The organism is Salinibacter sp. 10B, from assembly GCF_002954405.1.
In the GTDB taxonomy this organism is placed as follows: Bacteria; Bacteroidota; Rhodothermia; order Rhodothermales; family Salinibacteraceae; genus Salinibacter.
In genome coordinates, this window is the sequence record NZ_MQWC01000004.1 from 1,979,321 (window position 1) to 2,003,781 (window position 24,461).

Consider the following 24,461-nt stretch of genomic DNA (forward strand, 5'->3'; position numbering starts at 1 on the left):
TTTTGCGTTGTGCATGACGCGTTCCCATTTTCAAGGGACGAGCGGGAACGTCCCCCGCTTTCGTCCGGACTCAAGTCCCTTCCCAACGCCTCTCTCCAAACGCCGAACACTTGCGCAGAACACCCAACCGCTCAACGCCCAACCGCTCAACGCTCATGGACACGGACCCAATTGCGAACCTCGCCCTCACCCCCACGTCAAACGCCAAACTCACGCCGCTGGAGGTGCTGGCCGACTTTGCCGACGCAACCCGCGGCTGGGTGTACCTGGAACGTGCATCGCGGCACTACGCCGATCAGAAAGCCGTGCCCGCCCTCGTGCTTCGACACTACCGGCAGGGCGCTCCGCCCCACATCGACTTTGCGTTTGCGTCGACGTCGGCGGAAAGCGATGAGGTGCGACTCGTGATCCTCGATGCACCGGATACCGACGAGCCCCTTTCCGAGCAACAGCACGCCCTGCTGCTCGACACCCTCCTAGAGACACTTCGAGACTACCTCAGCACCCGTCCCGATCACGTTGACCTGCATGTCGATCGGGACACTGCCTAGAAAACTGTTTTGATGTTCGCTCGCCTGAACATCGGAGAGAAGGCGCAGTCCTCGGCGTCCCTGCATCGTTCGAAAGGCCCTTACACTGACGGGGCTCGCCGATCTGCGGTCTTTACGATCAGCTTGACTTTTGATCGTGTGAACTGAAACCGGCGTGCCGTCCTTCTCGAAGACGAGCCGCTACCCCACGAGTACCCCAGCGATGGTGGCCGTCATCCACGAGGCGAGCGCCCCGCCGACCACCGCCCGCAGTCCAAGCGCCGCAATCTCGCTCTTCCGGGACGGCGCAATGCCGCCGATGCCGCCGATCTGAATGGCGATGGACGAGAAGTTGGCGAATCCGCAGAGGGCATACGTGCCAATGATGGTCGACCGCTCGCTGAGCACCGGCTTCAGGTCGCGCAGCGAGGCGTACGCCACAAACTCATTCACGGCCACCTTTTCGCCCAGCAGCGTACCGAACTGGAGGATGTCCGCGGCCTCCACGCCCATGGCCCACGCCAGCGGAGCAAAGAGAAACCCAAAAATGGCCTCTAGCGAGAGGGTCTCAAAGCGCCCCCCGGACGCCTGCTCCACGAGCACGTTTAGGTTATAGAGCTCTGTGCCGTAGACCGTCGGTGCCCCCACCCATTCGAAGCCCGCATTGATGGCCCCAATGAGGGCAATGAACGCCAGCAGCATGGCACCCACATTCAGGGCCAGGCGCAGGCCATCAGATGCGCCGCTGGCGGCCGCTTCGATGACGTTGTCATTCTCCTCATGATGTTTCACCTCCGCTCCGCCTTGCGTCTCTGGCGTTTCGGTTTCGGGCACGAGGATTTTTGCCATCACAATGGCCGCAGGGGCACTCATCACCGAGGCCGATAGCAAGTGCTTGGCGAAGAGCTGCCGCGAGGCCGCCGAGTCGCCCCCAAGAAACCCGATATAGGCCGCCAGCACACCGCCTGCTATTGTCGCCATGCCCCCCGTCATGAGCGTCATGATCTCGCTACGGGTCATGTCTTCCACGTAGGGCTTTACCGCGAGCGGCGCTTCCGTCTGCCCGATAAACACGTTTGCCGAGGCAGCCAGCGACTCGGCCCCCGAGATGCGCAGCGACTTCTGCATGAGCCATCCCATGCCCTGCACGAGGGGCTGTACGAGGCCCAGATGATACAGCACGCCCATCAGCGACGCAAAGAAGATAATCGTGGGCAGCACCTGAAAGGCAAAGTTATTGCCTTCCGCCGGATTCCCAAGGTCGCCGAAGATGAATTCCGACCCCTCGTAGGTGAACGAAAGCAGCGTGTCGAAGAAGGTGGCAAGCGTATCGAACACCATCTCGCCGGGCCCGGTCTTAAGCACCAGTATGGCAAAGATCAGCTGCAGCCCGAGCCCCACGCCCACAAGTCGCCAGTTGATGGCTTTTCGATTCGTGGAGAACAGAACGGCAATGCCGAGAAAGACCGTGACGCCAATGAGGCCGCGCAGGAGGGCGACGGGAAACGACATGTAGTGGAGCACTGCGTGAGAGGTCTAACCGAACGGGACAGGGCGTAATATAGACATCTGCTTTGGAATGGCAAGCGACAAGGGCGTGAGAACAAAATCAATACGCGAATGTCAAGTGACCCGTTAAATGAGAAAAGGGCGCTGGACGTAGGTCCAACGCCCTCTTCCCTCATGGCAAGCACACCGACGGAGCAGGAGTTGACTCCTCTCTCTTCCAATCTCTCCTCAGTTCTGTGATGAGGAGGAGCTCGTGCTCGACGTCTCCGTCGCACTCCAGGTATTGTTGTTCGGATTCACGTCCGGGAGCAGCTGGTTCGGGTCGAGCTGCACCTGCTGGAGCGTGCGGTCCGTAAACGTGAGGGTGTGAGTGTCCTTCGTGAAGAAGGCTTCCGCCGGAATGCGCTTCTGACTAGAGGACCCGTCCTCAAAGCGGAGCTGCACCGTCATCGGAAGCATCAGCTCTTTCTTCTGCTCAAGCGTAACCGTCGTCGTGTCGCCGGTCGCCACGTTGGCCACGGCGTGGTCGACATCGTCGGTCTCGTAGAACCAACTGCGCCAGAACCAGTCCAGGTCTTCCCCCGCCACGTCCTCGATGGTGCGGAAGAAGTCGGCGGGCTTCGGGTGCTTGTAGGCCCAACGGTCGAAGAAGGCACGGAACGCTCGATCGAAGCGCTCCGGCCCCACCACGTACTCTCGGAGCAGCATGAGGCCGTTGGCGGGCTTGTAATAGGCGAGAAAGCCGAGCGCCTGGTCGCGGATGTGGTCCGCGTACGTCATCACGGGCTGGTCGGAGAAGGGCGACGACGCAAACCGCTGGCCGAGCACGCGCGAGACCTGCTGTAGGCTCTGCCGGTTGCTGTTGTCGTAGAAGGCATCCTCCGAGTACTGATTCATGAACGTGTTGAGCCCCTCGTCCATCCAGGCCCAGCGTCGCTCATCCGATCCCACGACCATCGGGAACCACGTGTGACCAAACTCATGGTCGGTGACGCCGAAGAGACCTTTCCCCCGCGACTCCACGTCGCAGAACATAATCTGTGGATACTCCATTCCGGCCACGACTCCCGCCACGTTAATGGCGTTCGGATACGGATACGGCGCCAGGAAATCGGAGTAAAATTCGACGGAGTGCTGCACGTACTCGGTCGACTCCTCCCACCCGGGGTTCTTCTCGGTTCCAAGCCCTTCCTTCGGGTAGAAGGACTGGGCCAGAACCGTACGCTCACCGGTTTTCGCCTGTGCCGCATCCCAAATGAAGGCCTGCGAGGCCGCCCAGGAGAAGTCGCGCACCTCCTCGGCCTTGTACTCCCAGGTCAGCGGACCATTGCCGTCGGGGCGCGTATCCGCGTCGCCCACCTCGTCCTGCGACACGATCATAACCGTCTCCCGGCTCTGACGGGCCTTCTCCAGACGCGATCGCTGCTGCTGGGTCAGGACCTCTTCCGGATTCTGAAGCTGGCCAGTAGCCGCAACAATCATGTTGCGCGGCACCGTGATGTTGACGTTGAAGGTGCCGTACTCCAGGTAGTACTCGCCTTGTCCCAGGTAGGGCAGCGCGTTCCAGCCATTCACGTCGTCGTGTACATACATCCGCGGATACCACTGTGCAAGCTGGTACACGGTGCCCTGCTCCACGTCGAGAATGCCGTGACGGTCGGCCCCAAACTCAGGAATCTGGAAACTCCAATCGATGGTGAGCGTGAGGGTGCCGCCATTGGCCGACAGCGCCTCCCTCAACGGCACGAGAAGGCGCGTCCCATGCACAGCGTAGTCGGGGGAGACGGTGTCCCCGTTGCGCGTGACCTGCACATTCGACAACTCATAGCCCGCCCCTTCGAAAAAGCCGCTAAACCGGGCGTCGGATGGGACGACCCGCGCCCCCCGACTGTCGGGCTTAAAGTAGTTTTGCTCCAACTGCACCCAGAGTCGTTCCAGCTCCTTCGGCGAGTTGTTCGTATACGTGATCGTCTGCTGGCCCGTAAGCCGGTTGTTGGCCGTGTCGAGCTCGACATCGATCTGATAATCCGCCTCGTTCTGCCAGTACTGATCGCCGGGCCGGCCATCGGCGGCGCGATACTCGTTGGGATCGGGCAGGTCGAGGGGTTCAAAGGATTCGAGGTTGTGCTGAGGCACAGTCTGGCCGAGGGCGGGTCCGGCAAGAAGCAGCCCCACCACGGTCCAGAGAGCAGCGCGGAGGGTATCAGTCATGGCGAGAGACACATCGAGAAAAGAGCGAAAGCGCGTCTTCCAATGTAAGCGCTTCTTTTCTCAATTGGAACGAAGAGCGGGTTAAAGGACGAGGAACCCTCTCCCTCAGCAGTCTCCTTCCGCCAAGGCCCTTAGAGACTGTTTTGATTTTTGGCCGGATTGAAAATCGCAGAGGTGTTTCGCCGACCTGAGGAGACCGTTCATAGTTCGGAAGCCCCTAACAGAGAGATTTCGACGACCTGCGGTCGTTACGCTCAGCCTGAAATGCGATCGTGTGAAATCAAAACAGTCTCTTAGTCCCCGCGCCCACACGCCTCCGTTCAGGTGATCTTGTCAAAGATCATCCGCATCTCGCGGCGGAGCTGCTCGGGAAGCGTGGTCGACACGTCCCCAACCGTGAGCGTTACCGTTCCGGTTTCGGCCATCGTGAGAAAGTCCTCTTGCGTAACGTACACCTTGGTGGGCCCGACGCCATCGTCCGGGCGGTTGACCTCCAGAATTCGCAGCGACTGGTCCCCGTACGTCAGTGAGATCTCGTCCTCGGGATCTGCTCCAATGAGACTGAGCACCCAGCGGGTAGCGGTATCTGTCGCCTCGATGCCCATGGCCCGCACCGAGAGGCCGTCGGCCACACTGTGCGGCTGGGCCGTAAGCGTCATTTGCTCGCCATCCGCCCCCTCTACTGTCGTCACGTTCTCGGACTGGGCCGCGGCGGGCAATGCACACAGGCCGAACACTCCGATGAGGAAAAACAATCGCAGACGAAGTAGGGGCATGAGCACAGTGGTGTTGTGGAAAGCCGACGCAGCTATAAAACGCCGAACCCACACAGACGTTCGGCATCGGCCACTGCGCACCTCCAAATCCAGGCGTCGCTACGCCTGTCCCGTCTCGTCGAAGACGTCCCAAATCCGCTCCATCTCGTCCGTCGGGGGACTCTCGTCCTCCTCATCGGTGGATGCCGACGTGGAGGACGAGCTTTCGGACGGCCCCATGCCTTGCACGTCCTCCTTGATGGCCTCAAACTGGGACTCGCTCGCCGACGGTTCGTCGTCGGTCTCCTCATCTACCGCCTCTGAGGCCTCCTCCGCCGATGCGGTGTCTTCGGTCTCCGGAAGCCGGTTCGGAAAAAGGGAGTCGACCCATTCCTCCGTCGATTTCTCCTCGCTGGACGCCGCCTCGCCATTTGTTGTACTTGAGGCCTCGCCCCCCGACGCCGGAGCGGATTCGGGGGAAAGCGCCGACAGGGCCTCCTGCTCCTTCTGAAGAGCATCCTGCAAGCGCCGAGCCACCGCTTGCAGTTTGGCCTCCTTCTGTTCGACTCGGTCTCGCTTCTCCTCCAGCTTCTGCTCGCGCTCATCGAGCTGCTTTTCTCTGGCATCGACCGCTTCCTGCTGTTCCTTAATCTCCTTCCTCTCCTCCTCGGCACGCGCCCGAGCCTTCTGGACCTTGTCGGCCGTGTCGCCAATCTCGTCGATCTTACTCTGCAATTTCTGGACACGACGCTGCATTTCACTCCATCGATCGGCCACCTCACCAAGGAATGACTGCACCTCCTCCTCGTCGAGACCGCGGAGACTTTGGGAAAATGAACGGTTGCGAATATCGGCTGATGTGAGTTCCATGAACTGAAAATGGGGAGTCGTGAAGGGCACGGCAGTCGGGGATCACGTTCACAACACAAAAATCGTGCAGGAGCTGGCCACTCGGTTCCCCCGACCCATTGGCCGATTTTTGCAGGCAAAACCGCCTCTGCTTCCCTTCGTCTTTACGCTTCGTTTCAAAATTTCACGTCTCCGTAACCGATGCAAATCTGCTTTGCCCCACAAGGCGCGGCTGGAGCACGTGGTCGCTCAGGTCGGGCGTCCACCACCGCCCCCCCATCCGCATTGGATCCCGCTCCCTCGACGCGATGCCAATCTGTGCCGGCCTCGCCCGCACCGGATTGACAAGCTCGATAGCGGTAAATACCCTACACGTCCTCGTCCCTTTCGAATCTGGTTTATTCTCCATGCCGTCTTTCGACCTAGAAAATTTCACGCATCGCCTCCTTGCGGAATCTCTGTTCTACGACCTCGAGTACGGGCTCATTGGTAGTGTGAGCCTCATCGACGCCGACGCCGAAAAAGAGCGGTACATCGTCTCGTTCATGCCCAACGACGGCACATACATGATTGAAGAGGCCACGGCGTGGGAAAATCCGCCCGAATTGGAGGACGAGGAGGACGTGGCCTATGCCCTCGCTACGGAAAGTACGGTCCACGGCACCTACGACATTCCGGAAGTGGCCGCCAACGCGACGCTCAGCCTCGCCCGTGAGCACGACCTCTTGCCCAGCGTCACGGTACTATTTGAAGACGAGGAATTATAACACTGTCGTGATGCCCGCCCCGCTAATCAGGAAATCTGCGACCCGGACGCCTCGTTTGCTCCACCGGAGCTCTCGTTGCCTTCTGCGATGATTGGACATTGCGCTTCCGTCTTCAAGCACATCCCCCGCTATGCACACCGACCTTGACGCCGAAACGGCCGCCAAACACTATCAAAAGTGGAAATCTCTCGCGCCTCTCGGACTCGTGACTGTGGGACTCGGGGCAAGCCTAATCGGACAGTCAGCCATTCTCAAGTCCAAACGAACGTCGACCTGGAAATGGGTGGCCCTCGGGACTGTGAGCCTCGCGGTCTTGAATGCAGGCCTCTGCTTGTTCGGGGACGCGGTGAAGCATCGGGCCCTCTACGAGTGGACTGAGCGACAGCCATGAACCGTGAAGCGGAACTGCCCACAAACAGCGCACTCACGCATCACGTCTTGTCCCTCAGGACTCAGCCTTCCGAGCCCGTTGAAATAGGGGCGTTCCCTCCGTCGGGGCTTGAAACCAGCGGGGTCGAGCGCCCCCCTCCTGCCCTAGATGCCGACTGTGGTCTGCCGTCCACCGTCGGGTAACATACGAGCACGCAGGCTGCCCCCTTGATTCGAATCAGACGCCTCCGACTATGTCGTTTTGGTCTACCCTCACCGACGTGTGGGCGCAGGCACAAGAGCCTGTGGTGCTCGAGGGTCTCGTGCAGGTTGGGGCAGCGTCGCTGCTCGCCCTCCTCGTGATCGGACTCTCGTGGGGACGGCGGCTCGAGCTCGAAACGGAGCTGAGCACGGCCTTCGTGCGCGGCTTCGTGCAGATCGTCGCGGTCGGATTGCTCATCGGCGTGCTGCTTACGGTGCCACTGGGCTGGAGCGCTCTCATTCTGCTTGGCATGGTGGGCGGGGCCACGTGGATCTCGAAGCAGCGGGGAGAGGGGCTGCCGCAGGTGACGTGGATCTCGCTTCTCTCTATTGGCGTGGGCGCCGGACTGACCATCGTGCTCATGACGGCCGCCGGGGCAATTGAGGCCACTGTGCGCAGCCTCGTCCCAGTGGGCAGCATGGTGATCGCCAATGCGATGAAAATCAACGGCCTCGCGCTGGATCGCTTCAAAGAAGAGGTGACCGCCAACCGGGACGTGATCGAAATGGGGTTGGCCCTGGGCGGCCCGCCGCAACGCGTGTTGGCGCCCCACGTGCGGGACAGCGTCCGATCGGCTCTCATCCCTGTGGTTGACTCCCTAAAGAGCCTCGGCTGGGTCTGGATTCCCGGCATCATGGCGGGCATGATTCTCGCGGGCGACAACCCGATATACGCTGCGCTCTACCAGTTCGTCATCATGGCCATGATCTTTGCCGCGGGGGGGCTCACGAGCCTGCTCAGCAGTGGGCTGATGGGGCGCGCCGTTATGACCGACGCCGAGCAGCTTGCCTTCGGGAGGCCAACAAGCCAATCCGCCGGTTCATGAGAAACCACTTCCGCTCCTCGAAAACGAACTTGTCCCTCCCTGATACGTCTCTTATCCTACCCATGCCGGTGACGGAACCGGTTCCTCTTGCATCCACCCTTCACCTCTGGCCATGGACCTGGATCCGACCCTTCTAACCTGGGCCTTTGTCGTCGGCGGCCTCCTGCTGATGGCGGTGGAGACGGTGCTGCCCGGCGGTGTGGCCGGCTTCCTCGGGATCGGCGGGCTCGTGATTGCAGGACTTCGGGCGCTGGGCCTTCTCATCAATCCCTGGACGGCGATCATCACGTGGGCCTTTTTGTCCGTCGCCCTCACCATCGCGCTGCGCCCGCTGGCCATGCGCTTCATCCAGGGCGACATTTCGCTATCCCTCACCGACGAGGACGCGGAGGCAATGGGGCAGACGGTGCCCGTCCTCAGTGAGGTGACTGAAGACGAGCCGGGCCGCATCCGATTCCGGGGCGCAGAGTGGGATGCTCGCACCGTAGACGGCACGCTGCCCGAAGGGGCCGACGCCACACTCCTCTACCGCGACAACCTCACGTGGATCGTAAAGGCAGCCGACGACTCCGACCTCGACGCGGAGCTTTCGGAGGCCACCGGCAAAGACCTTTCCGCCCCTGGTACATCCGACGCTCGCAACGAGAGCACGCCTCCCGATTCCGGTCTCGACTACGATCCGTCCGCCCGCGTGCAAGAGTAACGATTGTATTGCGTACTGCGTATTCCGTCCAACTCCGGATCCTACGCAATACGACTATAGACTCGTCCGGCGCCTCAAGCGAGACCGTTGGCTCCCCATTTCGCTGACTCCCTGTCCCTTTTCTCTATTCCCATGTGGACCCTCCTTCTGCTCGTTCTCGCCGTCACCTTCTTCATCATCTACCACACGTTCATCATCGTGGAGATGCGGGAAGAGGTCATTCTGGAGCGTTTCGGCAAGTACCACGATACACTCACGCCCGGCTTTCATTTCGTGATTCCATTTGTGGACCGCGTGGCCTACCGACAGGAGACGCGCGAGCAGGTGCTCGACGTGCCGCACCAGAAGTGTATTACCAAGGACAACATTGAGGTGGATGTGGACGGCCTCGTGTACCTGAAGGTAATGGATTCCTACAAGGCCAGCTACGGCATCAACGACTATCGGCTGGCGGCCGTGAACCTGGCACAGACGACGATGCGGAGCGAGGTCGGTAAGATCACGCTCGACGACACGTTCAGCGAACGGGACGCGATGAACGAGGCCATTGTGAAGGAACTGGACAAGGCTTCCGATCCATGGGGCGTGAAGGTGATGCGGTACGAACTCAAGGACATCCAGCCGGCCGAGGACATCGTGCGCACGATGGAGAAACAGATGGAGGCCGAGCGTGAAAAGCGGGCCGAGATTACGGAATCGAGCGGGGAGCGGGACGCACGCATTAACGTGTCGGAAGGGGAGCAACAGGAGTCGATCCTGCTGTCAGAAGGTCGGCGACAGCAGCGCATCAACGAAGCGGAGGGCGACGCCCGCGAGATGGAACTCATCGCCGAAGCAACGGCCAACGGCATCGAGCGCATCGCCGACGCTATTTCGCAGCCCGGGGGCTCGCTGGCCGTAAAGATGCGTCTCACGGAGCAGTTCATCGACCGCCTCGGCGACGTCATCGACGGCGCGAACGTGAGCGTCCTCCCGATGGATGCCGCCAATATGCGATCCTTCTTTGAGGGTGCCTCTGAGGTGACGAATCCGATTCGGAAGGAGTGATTCCCACTTGAGCGTGGAGGCGTGGGAGCACGGGAGGAGAGAGCAGAGATGAGGAGCATATCCGATTCAGCCAAAGCCTCTTTTGCAGCCATGGCGATTCAAGAGTTCAGAGAATTGCGCGTGTACCAACACTCACACGAGGTTGCCATGCAGATTTTTGAGCTGTCGAAAGACTGGCCGAAAGAAGCCCCCTACTCTTTAACGGATCAAATTCGACGGTCGTCGCGATCCGTGTGCGCAAACATTGCCGAAGCGTGGCGCAAGCGCCGATACGAAAAGCACTTCGTCAGCAAGCGCTCGGATGCAGATGCAGAAGCGGCGGAAACACGAACGTGGCTCCAGTTCGGCCGTGATTGCAGCTATCTCGATCGCGAGTCTTTCGATAAACTCGACTCCACATACGACCGAATTTGCGGCGGTCTCGTGAATATGATGCAGAACCCTGCTCCCTGGTGCCGCCCGAGCAAGACGCACGCCCCCAACATCTCGTACGATCTCTCTTGACTTCCACGCTCCCTCTACTCCCAATCCCCATACGGGACCGGCACCGACGTTCTTTGCACCTATCTCCCTCCAACTCAGCTCAACCCTGTCATGGAATTGTTCACCGCCCTCAACAACGCCAGCCTCGGCATTCTCGCCCTGCTGGCCCTGTACGTTGCCTACAAATTTCTGCGTGCCATCCGGTTCGTGCCACAGCAGCGGGCCTACGTCGTGGAGCGCCTCGGCAACTACCACAAGACGCTGGAAGCGGGCTTTCACGCCCTCATTCCCTTCATCGACAAGGTGAAGTACACGCACGACCTTCGTGAGCAAGCCATCCCGGTCGAGCCGCAGGAGTGCTTCACGGAGGATAACGTGCGCGTGGAGGTCGACGGCGTCATTTACCTCAGCGTGACCAATCCCGTGAACGCCAGCTACGGCGTGACGGACTTCAACCGTGCGGCCATTCAACTGGCCCAGACCACCACGCGCTCGGTGATCGGTCGGATGGAGTTGGACACGACCTTCCAGGAGCGGGCCGCCATCAGCCGAGCCGTCGTGGAGGTGCTGAGCGAGGTAGAGCAGGCGTGGGGCATCAAGGTGCACCGCTACGAGATCAAGAACATCGACCCGCCGCGGACGGTGCAGAAGGCGATGGAGCGGCAAATGACGGCCGAGCGCGAGCGTCGTGCCACGGTGGCTCGGTCGGAAGGGAAGCAGCAGTCCACCGTCAACGACGCGCAAGGGGAAAAGCAGGAACTTATCAATCAGTCCGAGGGCGAGAAGCAGCGCCGGATCAATGAGGCCGAGGGCCGCGCCAAGGAGATCGAGGCGATTGCTGAAGCGACGGCGGAAGCGATCGAGCGCGTGGCGGGTGCCGTGTCGGCCCCCGGTGGCGAGGAAGCGGTGAAGCTGCGCCTGGCCGAACAGTACCTGCAGACGATTGCCAAGCTGGGGAAGAAGGAAAACGAGGTGCTTCTGCCGGCCGACCTCACACGTTACGAGTCGGTCATCGACGGCCTGTCCCTCGACGAGTTTACGCTGCGAGCAGACGAGGAGCCCTCTCGGCCTGCAGGAGATGGAGCCCCGGAGCCCGACGAGAGCTGAGATCAGCGCTGGCGAACGAGGAAAACTCTACCAGTCCGACGTGGCGGAGGTAAAGATGTCTTCCGCCACGCGTTCTACAGCGAGTTCGGCGGCCTGCTGCTCGCCCCCAAGCCCGGCCTGTACCGGATTGTAGTTGGCCGTCCCCGTAAAGGTCTGCTGGACCATCGTCGAGTCGGTGACCTGGTCGTAGTAGCGCACATCCACCTCGATGCTTACCCGATTCTGGGTCGCGCGTTCGTCGCCACTCACGCCCGTGGGCTGGTTCGTATACTGCACGATTCGGGTCGAGAGCACTGCATCCGCGTCGGTCTCGTTGTTGTTCAGTGACAGACTGGTGCGCCCCACAAACTGCTCGGTCAACAGGTCTGTGAGCTGATTGCCGAGGTTGGTCACGGGACTGGAGGTGTTGTCCTCAGCAATGGGGATGGCGATGGTCTCCAGGTGCGAGGGAATGCTCGCCCCCGTAAAGCCGTAGTATGCGCAGCCCGTGACCCCCCCCGCCCCGAGACAAAGCAGAACTCCCACCAGGAGGCATCTCCTCCTGAACGAGGAAAGGCACGGAGACGAGAAAAAACGGGAAATAGAAGAAAAGACCGTCATGGCACTTCAAATCTTCGGGGACCAGTCCTCAACGCTCGCAATCACTCGAACACGCTGTCCTGGAATTTGATCATCTTGCTCGTCAAAGTCCCTGGCATAAGTGGCAGTAAGCTCCCCCTAATCGCACTACGGATGCCTTCTTCTGCCTGGAGTAGAGCTCCCGGAATTGATACTACTTCAAGCTCGCGTTTCCTCAGCGTCGCTTTCTAAGAGTCCCTATCAAAACCGGGCACGTCCTCCTGACCATCGTGGAAGGAGCTCCTTAAACGTGGCTGCCCGCACCAAGAAGCTTCTTCGACAGGCTCAGAAGGACCTGCTAATCGCTGTTTTGATAGGGACTCTAAATCGCTCAACGTGGGCCGAATGGGGACGATCGATCCCCAGCCCTCGCGCTACTAAAGGTCTTCATCGATGTCCTTGAGTTTGCGGTAGAGGGTACGCTCGCTAATGCCCAGGGCCTGAGCGGTCTTGCGCCGGTTGCCATCGAACTGCTTGAGTGCCCGACTGATAAGCTGCTTTTCGGCCTCTTCGAGCGTGGGTAGCGCCTCCTCCACCTCCTCGGCTGCCGGCTCGGACCGCTCCATCTCCACGTCCTCGGACTCGTCCTCACTCGGCGCCGGCACATCCCGCGGGCGACGTGCGGTCGACTCGGGCACGACATCTTCCCCCTGCGGAGGCTCCCTGTGCCCTGCCCGCTCTCCCCGCGGCGTGGGACGGGCCGGTCCCTCCTCATCGACCTCATACACGACATCCCGGATTAGCGAATCCACCTCGCCGGGCTCATTCCGCTCGGGGCGATCCCGAAAGTCCTCGGCCTCCTCCGCATTGCGGACCACCACGAAATCGTCGTAGTCGCCCGGAAAATCCCCGCGCTCAGCCACGTCCCGCGGCACGACGACGCCCACATTCGACATCAACGAGCCGATCTGATCCTTCAATTCACGCAGGTCCATGCGCATCTCCAGAATGGCGCGATACAGCAGCTCCCGCTGGCGAATGTCGGTGCTCGTGTCGTCTTCGTCCTGTCGTTGCTCCTGCTGATCGACCCGCATCAGTTCGGTCGACGGCGCCGCTTCCCCGATGTCGCGGAGGAGTGGCCGCAGCTCATCGGCCGACACCTCGTCCGCTCGCAGTAGAACGGTTACCTGCTCGGCCACATTACGGAGTTCTCGCACGTTGCCCGGCCACCGGTAGTCCTTCAGCACGTCCTCTGCGTCCTCCGTCAACGTCTTTCGCGATGAGTTGTACTCCTTCGAAAACTCGTGGAGAAAGGTCTCAAAGATGGGCAGAATGTCTTCCGGACGCTCCCGAAGCGGCGGGATGTCGATGAGGACGGTGCTCAGCCGATAATACAGGTCTTTTCGAAACCGACCGGCCTGCACTTCCTCCGCAAGGTTCTTGTTCGTAGCCGCCACGATACGAACGTCCACCTGTTGCTGTTGCGAGGCACCTACCCGGCTAAACTTTCCGGTCTCCAGCACGCGCAACAACCGCACCTGTGCCTCCTTCGGCATCTCCCCAATTTCATCAAGAAAGATGGTGCTGCCGTCGGCCTCCTCAAAGTAGCCAACCCGCTGTTCGACCGCCCCCGTATAGGCGCCCTTCTCAGCCCCGAACAACTCGCTTTCAATAAGACCTTCGGGGATGGCCCCACAGTTGACAACCACCATCGGCTCGTGGCGGCGCACCGACAACTCGTGCAGCGCCTGCGCGATCAACTCCTTGCCCACTCCGCTCTCCCCCTGGAGAAGCACGCTGATGTCGGTTTTCGCCACCTGTCGAGCCCGGTCGATGACGTTTTTGATGGCATTGGACGACCCGACAATACCAAAGCGTTCCTGAATGGAGGCACGATCCATAACGTCAGACAAAACAAGAAGATACAACAACGCAGAGGGCGACCGTGGCAGATGATCGCAGCGCTATTCTGCCACATTGTCACGAGGGAATATCACACCTGTGCCCTGCTCAAAAGATCCGGCCGCCCATTCGTCCCCGTTGAAGATGGGGTGACGAAGAAAATGTGCGGATGCGGTAGCACCGCAGTCTGCCCGGTGTACTCACGCGTCGTAGTCGCCCGCTCGCCCGTAGATCCGCGTGAGCGTTTCCAGCAGCTCTTCGGCGCGGTCGGTCACCTGCGCAGGCGTAAAGCGCCACTCCCAATTCCCGTTCGGGTGCCCCGGCGTATTCATTCGGGCGTCCGATCCCAACCCCAGAAGATCCTGCATGGGAAACACCACGCGATCGGCCACCGAGGCCATCAGGACGCGCAGGGCTTGCTCATGCACCCCGGCGTCCACACGATCGAGGTTGAGATAGTCGCGCGCAAACGCCTGGGCTTCGGACGATGTGAGATCGTCGGCCCACCACCCCATGGTCGTGTTATTGTCGTGCGTGCCCGGATAGGCAACCAGGTTGCGCCGATAGTTGTGGGGGAGAAACTCGTTGGTCGGATCGTCCTCGAACGCAAACTGCAGCACGGCCATGCCGGGAAATCCACACTCTTCTCGCAGCGCCTCTACCGAATCGGTAATCACCCCGAGATCCTCCGCCACCACCGGGAGGGTCCCGAGCTCCTCTTCCACCTCCTCAAAAAAGGGCATGCCCGGTCCTTCCCGCCACTCTCCGTTCACGGCCGTCTCAGCCTCCGCCGGAATTTCCCAGTACGCATCGAATCCACGGAAATGGTCGAGGCGCACCAGATCCACGCGCTCCAGCGTACGCCGCAGTCGCTCCTTCCACCATCGGTAGTCGTTGGCCTCCATCTTGTCCCATCGGTAGAGCGGATTGCCCCAACGTTGGCCCTCGGGACTGAAGTAATCGGGCGGAACCCCCGCCACGACAGTGGGCCGGCCGTCGTCGTCGAGATGAAAAAGCTCCTGATGAGCCCATACGTCGGCGCTGTCGCGGGCCACATAGATGGGAATATCGCCGAACAGCCGAATGTCGCGTGCATGGCAATAGGACTGCAGAGCCGTCCACTGGCGATGGAAGAGATACTGCCAGAACACGTGCATGCGAATGGCGTCCGCGTGCGTCTCTCGTGCCTGTTCGAGAGCCTCTGGGTCGCGGCGCGACAGCGGATCCGGCCACTGCATCCAAGGGGCTTCGTCGTACGCATCCTTCAGAGCCGCGTAGAGCGCGTAGTCGTCGAGCCACGAGGCCTGGTCGGCCCGAAATTGTGCGAGGTCGGTGTCACTGACGACGGAGCGGCCGGTCTCGTATCGCTCATAGGCCGTGCGCAACACAGCGCGCTTCCGGGTCCTCACTCGTTCATAGTCGACATGGCCGTCCGGCAATTCGGCAAGGGGGGCAAGATCCTCCTCCGTAAGGAGGCCGTACTCCACGAGCGGCTCGGGGCTAATCAGAAGCGGATTGCCGGCAAAGGTCGACGTGCTGGAATAGGGCGAGGCACCGGCCCCCACCGGGCCGAGGGGCAGCACCTGCCAGAGCTTCTGGTGGGTGCGGGTGAGAAAATCAGCAAAACGGTAGGCCGCCGGGCCGAGGTCGCCGATCCCATAGGCACTGGGCAAAGAGGTGATGTGCAGCAGAATGCCGCTGACGCGTTGAGAGTCCACGGAGGCAGTCGGTTGGTCGAAAGGGAGAGAACGAAGGTGGAACACGAGCCGCCTCTGGTCAACGCGATGGTGGGAATCTCCCGCCACGGTGCAGGATCCTATCAGCCCCGTCGTCAAAAGGCGGCGAACGAACTCGCCCTCAGTGAAATGAAGGCGCACGGGAATCACAAGACATACTTGTGTCTCCTGCACGAAGCCTCAGTGGAGCCGCTACGAATCCTCTGCAACGGGCAACTGCGGACGCTCTTCTTCATCGAGGCGGGTATCGGGCGCCCCGGTCGCCGCCTCAATACGGGCCCGATAGAGGGTCTGGAACCGCCCGTAGAGCCGATCGAGTTGCTCCTCAGCCTCGTCGGCGGGCAGGTCAATCACCTCGGGATAGGCAAATGTGGCAGCTCCGGCCGTGTCTACAAACAGGGTTTTGAGGTCAAGGCGTCGCTGGAAGATCGTCGCCGTGGTATGAAAGACATGGTGTTTCTCAGTGGGAATGATCCAGAGGTAGTGCGCCAACACGCCGCGCCGGATGTACAGGCCGTCGTCCCGAACGGCATAGTCGTGATTTCGGTACTGGAGCACTGCCCACCCCAGAACAAACGGGATCAACGTGAAGCCCCACCACGGCAGCGCAAGCCCTCCCGGCATCCACCAGTCCGTCGGCCAAAAGTATGCACTCGGGACCAGGACGGCGGCCAACGCCATCGAGTACCGAACGAACCGGCGCCGGATCGTGATCGGAGAGACATTTCCAAACGCATCCGGCAGCTCGAACGAGCGAATGCGCCGCGCCAGGGACAGAACGTCTCCGTACTGAGCAAACGGCGCCACCACGCGATGACCCTGCTCGTCCACGTTCATCCCCACGGTTTGCACCTCCAGCTCATACCACCCGAACGCCCGCATCAGCGGATTCGTGCGCAGAATGAGGGCTTGTACCTTCTTAAGGGGAATCGTCCCCTCCGTCACCGTAAAGAGGCCATGGCGCTTCCGCAGCTTATCGCCGTCGAGCCAGAGCTGGAAATTGTAGTACCGCGCCAGGTGAATCAGAATGCCGCTGATCCATCCCAATACCCCCGCCGCTATGATCGATGCGAGGATCGAGAGACCGGGATGCGCAGCCATGGCCTCCGTGATCTGGTCAATCCGGCCTTGCGACCGCAGCACCCGCTGCACGATTATTTCGGGATCCACCAGCTGAAAGGCCGAAAAGACCAGGGCAATGTAGAGCAGCGAAAACCGGAAGGCACCGGAGAGCAGCACGTGCGGCAGTGCCATCGAGAACAGTTCTTCGCCCGTCGTTTCCCCTTCTTCCCCGTCTGCCTCGTCCGCGTCCGCGGCCCCACGATGTTGAAAGGACCGGACCGCCCGCCGAATATCGTGGGCATCACTCGTGCTCACGTATTCGAGCGACCCTTCGGTGGCCGAACTACCGGCCGTCTCGATGGTAACCTTCGCCAATCCCAAGAGCCGCGCCACCAGATTCTCCTCAATCTGGATGTTCTGGATTCGCTCGATCGGGATGCTCCGATTCTGCCGCTTGAGAACGCCCTTCTGAATGACGATCTGCTTCGGAGTGATGCGGTAGCTGAACCGAAGATACTGCAGAACGATGGCCGGAAGGGCCACCAGCCCGTACAGCAAACTAAAGACAACGGAGAAGACGTTTTCCGAACTCGGGTTCTGCAGGGTCGGCAGGAGAATCACGAACAGCGCGGGCAGACTCTGCCCCACTCGCAGCAGCAGCGTGAGCGGATGCAGGCGCTGGGGCTCCTGTACGGCCCCGAGGGTGGCCGATGACACGCCGGGCGCGTCTGCCGAAGGCTCCTTCTCGGTCGAGGCCGAGGGATCAGAAGCGGACGGGACATCTCCTCGTGCTTCCTCACTGTTCCCTTGCTCCCCCTCGCCCGACGTCGAAGGCTCTTCTGGGGAAGACGGCACAGCCCCTTCTTCTGGCGACGAGGCGGTAGCCGCACCCTCTTGCGAGGAAGCGGGAGTCCCGTCCCCTTGCGGGGAAGGGACAGATTCAGACTCTGAATGTGTCGAGGGGGACGGCATTACACCGGGTCTTCCGTGAGGGGATCTTCGAGAATGAAGCGCTTCACCTCGTCTCGGATGCGCTCTGCCTCTGCAAGCGGCAGGCCGGGAACAACGACGTCGCTGCTCCGCGAGCCCGCCGTGTGCACAACCAGACGACCCAGGGCGTACTCCCGCTCAATCAGATCTTGGGACACGTCCACATGCTGGATGCGACGGAGCGGCACGACCGTTCGCACGTTCGTGATAACCCCATGCTCCACGTACAATTCCTCCGGCCGCAGCGCAAAGCCCCACGACCGATACCGGAGGCGAGGCCAGGCAATTCCATAAAGAAGCCCCAGTCCCAGGACCGTCCCCGACAGCACCCCAAACGGCAACCAGGCGTCGGGCGCAAACATGTGGGTAAGGTCATAAAAGAGGGCCGGCAAAAATAGAAGAACCGCAAGGCCCAAAAGCTTAATCGTCCAGATGGACGTGATGGACGTGTCGAGCGGATGAAGGGCGTCGCCCGTCAGCACCTCCGAACGATCGGTACCGGAAGAAGACGTTTCCATGGACTAAATGAGGGGGCGAGCAGACACGCGTCTGTTAGATTTGCTATTTGAAATGCAGGGGGAAGGGGAAGTTTCCCCAACCCGATACCGCCTCAAGGGACACGGCCTCTAAAAATTCCCGGTTCTACACATAATAAGGGCGTTCCGGGCATCTTCCGTCCTCCCCTTGTATAGTTTTAAGGCAGTCCATGCAACCGGCGCCTCCAATCCGGAGTAGATGCAGTACTCCGATTCCTCACCCGACCATGCGCAATTCGCGACAAGTGCGATACGCCATCCTTCTGCAATCCCTTATCGACATCCCTCTATATTGAGCTTCCTTCGGAGCGGAGAAGATGCGGCATGCATACACACCCTAATTTTTTGTATCGCGTAGCATCGCCGAAGGCCAGGGCATTCTTGATCCTCACCCTGCTTTCGGCCGTGTTCGTGATCGGAAGCATTAGCTTTGCCAAATTGGAGGAGCAACGCCCCCCCGCTCCTGAGCCTGTGCAACTGTCCTCCTCGACGGCTCCCCAGCAATCCCCCGTAAGCCGCCCGGTCCCGTGGTACCGAACCCCGTGGGCCTTGGCAACCTACGGGCTCGGTGTAGCGGGCGCAATCGTATTTTTCGTACGGCGCCGCACGGCCGATCTTGCCGAACGGCACGAGAGTCTCGAACAGGTAGTGGCCCAGCGAACCGAAAAAGTACGTGAGCAAAAGCAGACGCTGGAGGCATACAACCGCGAGCTCCTTCGCACGAACCAAACCCTGCGCCGCACTGTCGAAGAGAAATCCAAGCTTCTGGGCATGGCGGCCCACGACCTCAAGAATCCTCTCTTCGGCATCCGCGCCCTCTCCGAAATCGTACTAGAAGCCGATGACCTGCCGTCCAAACACCACCGCAAGCTCAACCTCATCCGCGAGTCGGCCGATGAGACGCTTCACCTCATCGATGATCTTCTAGCCTCAGCAGCGGGCTCGACCCAGTCTGACTTGAACAAGGAGGATGTGGATGTGGCGGCCCTTGTCCAGTGGGTGGTTCGCAGCTTCGAGCCGCAGGCCCAGCGCAAGGAACAACCCCTCCAGTGCTCCGTGGCGGAGGCGCCCTGCACGGTCCGGGGCGACAAGCGCAAGCTTCGGGAAGCCATCGGCAACCTTATCAGCAACGCGCTAAAGTACTCCCCGCCTGGTCAGGAGATCAATGTGATCGTGGAGCGGGAACAGCAAACGGTCCAGGTCGCGGTGGTCGATACGGGACCGGGCCTGAGTGAAAGCGATCAGCAGCGCATGTTCACCCCGTTCCAACGCCTTTCAGCCGAGCCCACGGGAGACGAGGGATCGTCCGGCCTCGGCCTGTACATCGTAAAGCAAATTGCCGACCTCCACGACGGGACGATCGAGGTGGAGACGGCACCCGGCGAAGGAAGCACATTTACTCTGGTGCTTCCCGCAACGCCGCCCGACGCGTCTCCCGTCCCGGAGACGAACCCTACGGATGTGGAAGTGGAAATGCAGTCCTCAAACGCCTAGCTTACCGAAGCGAGACGCATAGGCCCAGAGGCGTTCGTGCCTGAAACGGATGCTCGCCGCCTCCAGTCCGGCCACGTGCCGCGCAGCCCTCGTCTTCCGTCCCCTGCTCGCTCGATCTCGTCCATTCTCGATCAATGTCCACTGTATGACCGCTCCAGTTAGCATTCTCGGTTGTGGGTGGCTGGGTCGTCCCCTCGGACAGCACCTCGTGGAACGGGGACACACGGTTCGGGGATCGACCACCACTCCTGACAAGCTTGAGACACTGCGTGAGGACGGGATCGAGCCCGTCCTTCTCACCCTCGACCCCGACTTGTCCGAGCCCCCTCCCGACGCCCTCTTCCAATCGCCCATTCTGGTCCTCAACATTCCTCCCTCCCGCGGTGCCGACGACGTGCGCACCCGACATCGCCACCAAATTGAGGCCGTCCGCGACGCGGCGGTTGAGGGATCGGTGGAATGGATCCTCTTTGCTAGCTCCACAGGGGTCTATCCCAGCGTGGAGCTGAGCATCGCGGAGGCCGACTGTCCACCGGGCCAGCCGGCGGTGCTGCCCGGCCCCCGCCGCCCCACGGGCGAGGCCCTGCTCGACGTGGAGGGCCTGCTCATGGATACGCCCGACGTCGACACCACCATTGTTCGCCTCGGCGGATTGTACGGAGGGGACCGCACCCCCGGCCGCTTCCTCGCAGGACGAACCGACGTGGGACGTCCCAACGCACCGGTAAATCTCCTGCATCGCGACGACGCCATAGGCGTATTTGCGACCCTCATCGAGCAGGACGTAAGAAACGAGGTCTTCAACGCTTGTGCCGACAAGCACCCCTCCCGACAGGCCTTCTATACCCGTGCCGCCAACGTGGCCGGCCTCGATGCTCCCACCTTCGACCCTACCGATACGACAACCGGCAAGCTCATCCGCAACCGGAAGATCAGAGTCCACTGCGACTATGAGTTCCAACACCCCGATCCACTTGCCGATCTGGAAAGCAGCGCATAACCCTTTTCTCCTGCTCTCCGGCCATTTCGCCCCCCTCCCGAAAGGAGAATCGCCTCCCCCTACGCGTGCGGGAGCACACGGCTCACAAGGCTAAATACAAAACCCGCGGCCTGTAACAATCCGCACAATCCTTTCACTGCGGACGCGTCCCCTTGACTTCCGACGGGAAACCCCCGTTGTTATCGGTCCGTCGGAGGTGTCCGCCAATTTTCAACATGCGCGGCTGTACGTACCGGACGTACAAACACAACTGTTACGGTCGTCGCCACAGACTGATACCGGTGGGTCTCGTCTCCCCTTCCTGCCCCCAAACGGGAAAACGACTTGCTGCACCTCCTGCCCAGTCCCTTCTGAAAGATCAATGCCCCTTTTCTGACGACGCTAGGTATACACCGCCGACAGGGGACGGGGCCATGTACCAGATTGGGGACGCCTGGGACTGGACTCGCAGCCAGTACTCGCCCCATCCCGGCTACAAGCCTCTTCTGGGCGCGATTGGTGAGGACAACGGCAAGTTTATGTCCGGGCAGTTCGTCCTCCGAGGCGGCTCGTGTGCAACCGCTCCCTTTCACATTCCTCCTCGTACCGCAACTTCGTCCCTCCCGACGAGGCGTAGCAATTTATGGGACTTCGTTTGGCGCGCGACCCAACGTTGTCTCCTCCGTTTGCTCTGAATCTCAACCTGTCCCCGATGTCCTCTCCGGGGGTCGGGGATCCCGTACGTCTCGCATAGCTTCGTATTCTCTCAAAGCTCCTTCTCTTTTCGAATGGAAACGACCACTCAGGCGCTTTCTCTTGTCGATGAGGCCCCAGCCACCGAGTCGTTCCGAGACGCCGCACTCGACGGCCTCCGAAAATCTCAGAAGCAGATCCCATCGAAATTCTTGTATGACGAACGCGGATCGAAGCTCTTCGATCAGATCTGTGAGCTGGAGGAGTACTACCCGACCCGAACCGAAATCGGCATTATGAGAGACAATGTCGAGGACATGGTCCAGTCCATCGGGCCCCAGGCACGGTTGTTAGAGCTTGGCAGTGGCAGTAGCCAGAAAACGCGCATCCTGCTTGACCACCTCGACGACCTCGCCGTCTACGTACCCGTCGATATTTCGCGATCCCACCTGGTCGAGGCCGCAGAGGCACTGGCAGAGGCGTATCCCCATATTCCGGTGCAGCCGCTGTGTGCGGACTATACCACCTCCTTCGACCTCCCTGAGCCGCCCCAGCCGGTACACCGGACGGTGGCCTATTATCCCGGGTCTACGGTCGGCAATTTTCGCCCCGAAGAGGCTCAGCGATTCCTCTCTCGCCTCGCCGAGGCCGTGGCCCCGAACGGGGGCCTCCTGATTGGGGTCGACTTAAAGAAGGACGTGGCGGTTATGGAGGCGGCCTACAACGACGCGGCGGGCGTCACGGCCGCCTTCAACAAAAACTTGCTTCGCCGCATGAATCGGGAGCTCAACGCCACCTTCGACCTTGACCGGTTCGAACACGAAAGCATCTGGAACGAAGAAAAGGGCTGTGTGGAAAGCTTCCTCCGCAGCCGAGAAGCCCAGACGGTCACGGTGGCCGGGCACTCCTTCTCGTTTGCCAAAGGGGAGCGGATTCACACCGAGTACTCCTACAAGTACACCCTTGAGGACTTTGCTGAACTGGTTGGGGCAGCCGGATTCTCCGTCGAGACGGTCTGGACAGACGACCAGTCGTACTTCAGTGTTCAGTACTGCACGGTGGACGGCTAACGCCTGAGGTTCGTTGCGTCCCCGTCGTCCTTGACACGTGCCTCCTCCGTGCGCCTCCCACACTCATGGGAAGACCTGTTGCAATATGCACACGAAGCCTGCACGTCGGAACGCGCGCGGCGGTACGTCATGGATACACCGATCCGTACACCCAGATGTCACGTCCCACGGCAGAGGCCTCTTGCTCGTGAAGATGCACTGAGACCGTCCGGGTGTTCTGGTTCGTGCTCTCCACACCCTTTCGGACCATCCCCCTTCTCGTCATGGCACATGCTTTCTTCCTTGGAGTCGACATCGCCTCTTCTCCCGACGCCTCCCTCGAAGTCACGCTCACCATGCTGGAGAAGGAGCAAGAGCAGTCGGAGGGCGTCGCCCGCTATCGACTGAATCACGTGCGCCACTACGCCGATGGGGGAACGCCCGATACCCTCGCCGACCATATTCAAAGCTTTGTGGCTGAGCAACCCTACATCGGGCGCACCAATATTGTCGTCAATCGGGGAGCCGAATCGGGACCTGCCCTTGTCGAGGCGCTCCAGAACCGGGGACTGGACCCGGTCGTGGCGACCCTGACGACCGGACGTGGCACGGGCCCTGGGGAAGCAAACGAGGAGGGCGTCACTCTGGGCACGTCCGATGCCGTTCGGACACTCGCGGAGCTCCACCGGGATGGGTTGCTCGAAATGGAGGACTATACCTCGGAGGCCTCGTCCCAGCTCGCACGAGGGATCCAACACGCCGCGGAGACCCTTGACGCTGCCGACGGCGATCAGTCTACTCCTGAGGCCTCCGGATCCACCCTGGAGGTTCTGGACGACGTGGACGTACACATGCGAAGCGCAGCCCTTGCGGCCTGGTGTGCAACAGAGCGATCTTTCGATCCGTCCCAGCATTTGAAGGAGAACCCGCAGACGGAACGTCCCAACGACGCGACGGCCCGCTAATCGGCTCATCGTCCGTTCCATCGGCCCCCTTCCCATAATTCGCTCCCCCCTTCCCCCAACCCGGAGGCCTCAATGGCGCACCCGTGGCACGACGTCAACGTGGGGACCGACGCGCCCGACGTGTTCAACGCAATTATCGAAATCCCCCAGGGCAGTAAGGTCAAGTACGAACTTGACAAAGACACCGGCATGTTGCGGGTAGATCGCATGTTGTACTCGTCGGTCGTCTATCCCGCCAACTACGGATTCATCCCGCAAACCTACGCCGATGACGGCGACCCGCTCGACGTACTGGTGCTGGCCCAGGAAGCGGTCGATCCGTTAAGTATCCTCCGTGCCCGTCCGATCGGCATGATGAGCATGCTCGACGATGAGGAGGAGGATGCGAAGATTATCTGCATCCACATGGACGACCCTGCCTTTAACGACTACTGGCACATCAAGGAACTGCCGGACCACCGCCTGCGGGAGCTTCGACGCTTCTTCCAGGACTACAAAGCGCTTGAAGACAAAACCGTGCGGGTGCAAGACTTCTTCGGTCCCGATCGCGCAAAGAGCGTGGTTACGGGAGCAGGAGAACAGTACGAAGAAGTGATCGCCTCAAGCACTGAGTAACGACCCTCTCACGACGCTCTCCAATCTATCCCATGGCTAATGTCCGTGACTCCCTGAAGGCCGTCATGAACATCGAGGGCGCCCTCGGGGCATCGATTGTGCACGACGAGTCCGGCGTGCCGCTGGGCACCATCGGCGGTGGGTCGCTCGACATGGAGCTGGCGGGAGCCGGAAGCACTGTGGTCGTGCAAACCCAGAAAGAGCTCCTCGAGGATCTGGTGCCGGAGGAGCAGATGGAAGATATTCTCATCTCTCTCGACCAGCAGTATCACCTTATCCGCTTCTTCCACGACACCGAGAACATCTTCACGTACGTCGTGCTCGACCGGGCAGACGCCAACCTTGCCCTCGCGCGCCGGAAGCTTGCCGAGATCGACCGCCAGCTGGAAATCGAGGACGCGGGATAGCCCTCCGCATACAAAAGAGGTCCTCCGCCATACGAGCGAAGGACCTCGTGCGAACTC

The 24,461-nt window shown here is 60.8% G+C and carries 23 protein-coding genes and 1 pseudogene; 15 read left to right on the forward strand and 9 right to left on the reverse strand.

The features are described from left to right. The first annotated feature begins 155 nt into the window (after positions 1-155). The gene (locus tag BSZ35_RS08305) at positions 156-551 is read left to right on the forward strand and encodes a hypothetical protein (protein ID WP_105011998.1); all 396 of its coding nucleotides are present in this window, start codon (positions 156-158) and stop codon (positions 549-551) included. Between the two features lie 180 nt (positions 552-731). Here BSZ35_RS08305 and BSZ35_RS08310 read toward each other — a convergent pair whose 3' ends face one another. The 4 genes from BSZ35_RS08310 to BSZ35_RS08325 all read right to left on the reverse strand — a co-directional run bounded on the left by BSZ35_RS08310 (position 732) and on the right by BSZ35_RS08325 (position 5,875). Beyond that, a complete protein-coding gene (locus BSZ35_RS08310) occupies positions 732-2,042 on the reverse strand; it encodes a nucleoside transporter C-terminal domain-containing protein (protein WP_105011999.1) in 1,311 nt (436 codons plus the stop codon). A gap of 225 nt (positions 2,043-2,267) precedes the next feature. Beyond that, positions 2,268-4,250, reverse strand: coding sequence for a M1 family metallopeptidase (locus BSZ35_RS08315; RefSeq protein WP_181149248.1), 1,983 nt, complete (start codon positions 4,248-4,250; stop codon positions 2,268-2,270). A gap of 320 nt (positions 4,251-4,570) precedes the next feature. Further along, positions 4,571-5,026, reverse strand: a complete 456-nt coding sequence (locus BSZ35_RS08320) for a hypothetical protein (RefSeq protein WP_258096153.1) — start codon at positions 5,024-5,026, stop codon at positions 4,571-4,573. Between the two features lie 99 nt (positions 5,027-5,125). After that, complete coding sequence (locus BSZ35_RS08325; protein WP_146110038.1) at positions 5,126-5,875, reverse strand: DivIVA domain-containing protein; 750 nt, start codon at positions 5,873-5,875, stop codon at positions 5,126-5,128. Positions 5,876-6,261: 386 nt separating this feature from the next. Here BSZ35_RS08325 and BSZ35_RS08335 point away from each other — a divergent pair, with 386 nt between their 5' ends. The 7 genes from BSZ35_RS08335 to BSZ35_RS08365 all read left to right on the forward strand — a co-directional run bounded on the left by BSZ35_RS08335 (position 6,262) and on the right by BSZ35_RS08365 (position 11,418). After that, complete coding sequence (locus tag BSZ35_RS08335; RefSeq protein WP_105012002.1) at positions 6,262-6,621, forward strand: hypothetical protein; 360 nt, start codon at positions 6,262-6,264, stop codon at positions 6,619-6,621. Between the two features lie 130 nt (positions 6,622-6,751). Beyond that, positions 6,752-7,012, forward strand: a complete 261-nt coding sequence (locus BSZ35_RS08340; RefSeq protein WP_105012003.1) for a hypothetical protein — start codon at positions 6,752-6,754, stop codon at positions 7,010-7,012. A 232-nt stretch (positions 7,013-7,244) separates the two neighbouring features. Next, complete coding sequence (locus tag BSZ35_RS08345; RefSeq protein WP_105012004.1) at positions 7,245-8,078, forward strand: ABC transporter permease; 834 nt, start codon at positions 7,245-7,247, stop codon at positions 8,076-8,078. Between the two features lie 112 nt (positions 8,079-8,190). After that, positions 8,191-8,781 carry an NfeD family protein gene (locus tag BSZ35_RS08350; RefSeq protein ID WP_105012005.1) on the forward strand — a complete coding sequence of 197 codons (591 nt, stop codon included), beginning with the start codon at positions 8,191-8,193 and terminating at the stop codon, positions 8,779-8,781. 132 nt (positions 8,782-8,913) lie between these two features. Beyond that, positions 8,914-9,828 carry a stomatin-like protein gene (locus BSZ35_RS08355; protein WP_105012006.1) on the forward strand — a complete coding sequence of 305 codons (915 nt, stop codon included), beginning with the start codon at positions 8,914-8,916 and terminating at the stop codon, positions 9,826-9,828. A gap of 48 nt (positions 9,829-9,876) precedes the next feature. After that, on the forward strand, positions 9,877-10,332 hold the full coding sequence (locus BSZ35_RS08360; RefSeq protein WP_219846615.1) for a four helix bundle protein: 456 nt from the start codon (positions 9,877-9,879) through the stop codon (positions 10,330-10,332). A 90-nt stretch (positions 10,333-10,422) separates the two neighbouring features. After that, positions 10,423-11,418 carry a stomatin-like protein gene (locus tag BSZ35_RS08365; protein WP_105012008.1) on the forward strand — a complete coding sequence of 332 codons (996 nt, stop codon included), beginning with the start codon at positions 10,423-10,425 and terminating at the stop codon, positions 11,416-11,418. Positions 11,419-11,445: 27 nt separating this feature from the next. Here BSZ35_RS08365 and BSZ35_RS08370 read toward each other — a convergent pair whose 3' ends face one another. The 5 genes from BSZ35_RS08370 to BSZ35_RS08390 all read right to left on the reverse strand — a co-directional run bounded on the left by BSZ35_RS08370 (position 11,446) and on the right by BSZ35_RS08390 (position 18,184). Then, positions 11,446-11,943 (reverse strand): LptE family protein, encoded by a 498-nt coding sequence (locus BSZ35_RS08370; protein ID WP_258096154.1) that lies wholly within the window; start codon positions 11,941-11,943, stop codon positions 11,446-11,448. A gap of 470 nt (positions 11,944-12,413) precedes the next feature. Continuing rightward, a complete protein-coding gene (locus tag BSZ35_RS08375; RefSeq protein ID WP_105012010.1) occupies positions 12,414-13,877 on the reverse strand; it encodes a sigma 54-interacting transcriptional regulator in 1,464 nt (487 codons plus the stop codon). Positions 13,878-14,078: 201 nt separating this feature from the next. Next, entirely contained in the window at positions 14,079-15,788 is a 1,710-nt protein-coding gene (malQ, locus tag BSZ35_RS08380; protein ID WP_347709569.1) for a 4-alpha-glucanotransferase, read from the reverse strand. 18 nt (positions 15,789-15,806) lie between these two features. Further along, positions 15,807-17,531 (reverse strand): PH domain-containing protein, encoded by a 1,725-nt coding sequence (locus BSZ35_RS08385; RefSeq protein WP_258096155.1) that lies wholly within the window; start codon positions 17,529-17,531, stop codon positions 15,807-15,809. A gap of 116 nt (positions 17,532-17,647) precedes the next feature. Next, positions 17,648-18,184: a PH domain-containing protein gene (locus BSZ35_RS08390; RefSeq protein ID WP_105012012.1), complete on the reverse strand. Its 537-nt coding sequence runs from the start codon at positions 18,182-18,184 to the stop codon at positions 17,648-17,650. A 399-nt stretch (positions 18,185-18,583) separates the two neighbouring features. Between BSZ35_RS08390 and BSZ35_RS08395 the strand changes: the two genes are divergently transcribed. From BSZ35_RS08395 to BSZ35_RS08420, 7 genes and pseudogenes are all read left to right on the forward strand, one after another. Further along, positions 18,584-19,696 carry a HAMP domain-containing sensor histidine kinase gene (locus BSZ35_RS08395; protein ID WP_181149249.1) on the forward strand — a complete coding sequence of 371 codons (1,113 nt, stop codon included), beginning with the start codon at positions 18,584-18,586 and terminating at the stop codon, positions 19,694-19,696. A 145-nt stretch (positions 19,697-19,841) separates the two neighbouring features. Continuing rightward, on the forward strand, positions 19,842-20,696 hold the full coding sequence (locus BSZ35_RS08400) for an SDR family oxidoreductase (RefSeq protein WP_105012014.1): 855 nt from the start codon (positions 19,842-19,844) through the stop codon (positions 20,694-20,696). 425 nt (positions 20,697-21,121) lie between these two features. Next, positions 21,122-21,312 (forward strand): annotated as a pseudogene (locus BSZ35_RS20205) (ergothioneine biosynthesis protein EgtB); the annotation flags it as partial. Positions 21,313-21,463: 151 nt separating this feature from the next. Further along, positions 21,464-22,438, forward strand: a complete 975-nt coding sequence (egtD, locus tag BSZ35_RS08405; RefSeq protein ID WP_105012015.1) for an L-histidine N(alpha)-methyltransferase — start codon at positions 21,464-21,466, stop codon at positions 22,436-22,438. A gap of 263 nt (positions 22,439-22,701) precedes the next feature. Beyond that, a complete protein-coding gene (locus tag BSZ35_RS08410) occupies positions 22,702-23,382 on the forward strand; it encodes a hypothetical protein (protein WP_105013787.1) in 681 nt (226 codons plus the stop codon). A 72-nt stretch (positions 23,383-23,454) separates the two neighbouring features. Beyond that, complete coding sequence (locus BSZ35_RS08415) at positions 23,455-23,997, forward strand: inorganic diphosphatase (RefSeq protein ID WP_105012016.1); 543 nt, start codon at positions 23,455-23,457, stop codon at positions 23,995-23,997. A 32-nt stretch (positions 23,998-24,029) separates the two neighbouring features. Beyond that, the gene (locus BSZ35_RS08420; RefSeq protein WP_105012017.1) at positions 24,030-24,404 is read left to right on the forward strand and encodes a hypothetical protein; all 375 of its coding nucleotides are present in this window, start codon (positions 24,030-24,032) and stop codon (positions 24,402-24,404) included. Positions 24,405-24,461 lie beyond the last annotated feature (57 nt).

Coding starts and splice junctions, on each gene's coding strand:
- BSZ35_RS08365 (WP_105012008.1), top strand. CDS start 10,423: ATGGAATTGTTCACCGCCCTCAACAACGCCAGCCTCGGCATTCTCGCC.
- BSZ35_RS08420 (WP_105012017.1), top strand. CDS start 24,030: ATGGCTAATGTCCGTGACTCCCTGAAGGCCGTCATGAACATCGAGGGC.
- BSZ35_RS08315 (WP_181149248.1), bottom strand. CDS start 4,250: ATGACTGATACCCTCCGCGCTGCTCTCTGGACCGTGGTGGGGCTGCTT.
- BSZ35_RS08355 (WP_105012006.1), top strand. CDS start 8,914: ATGTGGACCCTCCTTCTGCTCGTTCTCGCCGTCACCTTCTTCATCATC.
- BSZ35_RS08415 (WP_105012016.1), top strand. CDS start 23,455: ATGGCGCACCCGTGGCACGACGTCAACGTGGGGACCGACGCGCCCGAC.
- BSZ35_RS08305 (WP_105011998.1), top strand. CDS start 156: ATGGACACGGACCCAATTGCGAACCTCGCCCTCACCCCCACGTCAAAC.
- BSZ35_RS08390 (WP_105012012.1), bottom strand. CDS start 18,184: ATGGAAACGTCTTCTTCCGGTACCGATCGTTCGGAGGTGCTGACGGGC.
- BSZ35_RS08410 (WP_105013787.1), top strand. CDS start 22,702: ATGGCACATGCTTTCTTCCTTGGAGTCGACATCGCCTCTTCTCCCGAC.
- egtD (WP_105012015.1), top strand. CDS start 21,464: ATGGAAACGACCACTCAGGCGCTTTCTCTTGTCGATGAGGCCCCAGCC.
- BSZ35_RS08350 (WP_105012005.1), top strand. CDS start 8,191: ATGGACCTGGATCCGACCCTTCTAACCTGGGCCTTTGTCGTCGGCGGC.
- BSZ35_RS08320 (WP_258096153.1), bottom strand. CDS start 5,026: ATGCCCCTACTTCGTCTGCGATTGTTTTTCCTCATCGGAGTGTTCGGC.
- BSZ35_RS08345 (WP_105012004.1), top strand. CDS start 7,245: ATGTCGTTTTGGTCTACCCTCACCGACGTGTGGGCGCAGGCACAAGAG.
- BSZ35_RS08325 (WP_146110038.1), bottom strand. CDS start 5,875: ATGGAACTCACATCAGCCGATATTCGCAACCGTTCATTTTCCCAAAGT.
- BSZ35_RS08340 (WP_105012003.1), top strand. CDS start 6,752: ATGCACACCGACCTTGACGCCGAAACGGCCGCCAAACACTATCAAAAG.
- BSZ35_RS08310 (WP_105011999.1), bottom strand. CDS start 2,042: ATGTCGTTTCCCGTCGCCCTCCTGCGCGGCCTCATTGGCGTCACGGTC.
- BSZ35_RS08400 (WP_105012014.1), top strand. CDS start 19,842: ATGACCGCTCCAGTTAGCATTCTCGGTTGTGGGTGGCTGGGTCGTCCC.
- BSZ35_RS08335 (WP_105012002.1), top strand. CDS start 6,262: ATGCCGTCTTTCGACCTAGAAAATTTCACGCATCGCCTCCTTGCGGAA.
- BSZ35_RS08360 (WP_219846615.1), top strand. CDS start 9,877: ATGAGGAGCATATCCGATTCAGCCAAAGCCTCTTTTGCAGCCATGGCG.
- BSZ35_RS08375 (WP_105012010.1), bottom strand. CDS start 13,877: ATGGATCGTGCCTCCATTCAGGAACGCTTTGGTATTGTCGGGTCGTCC.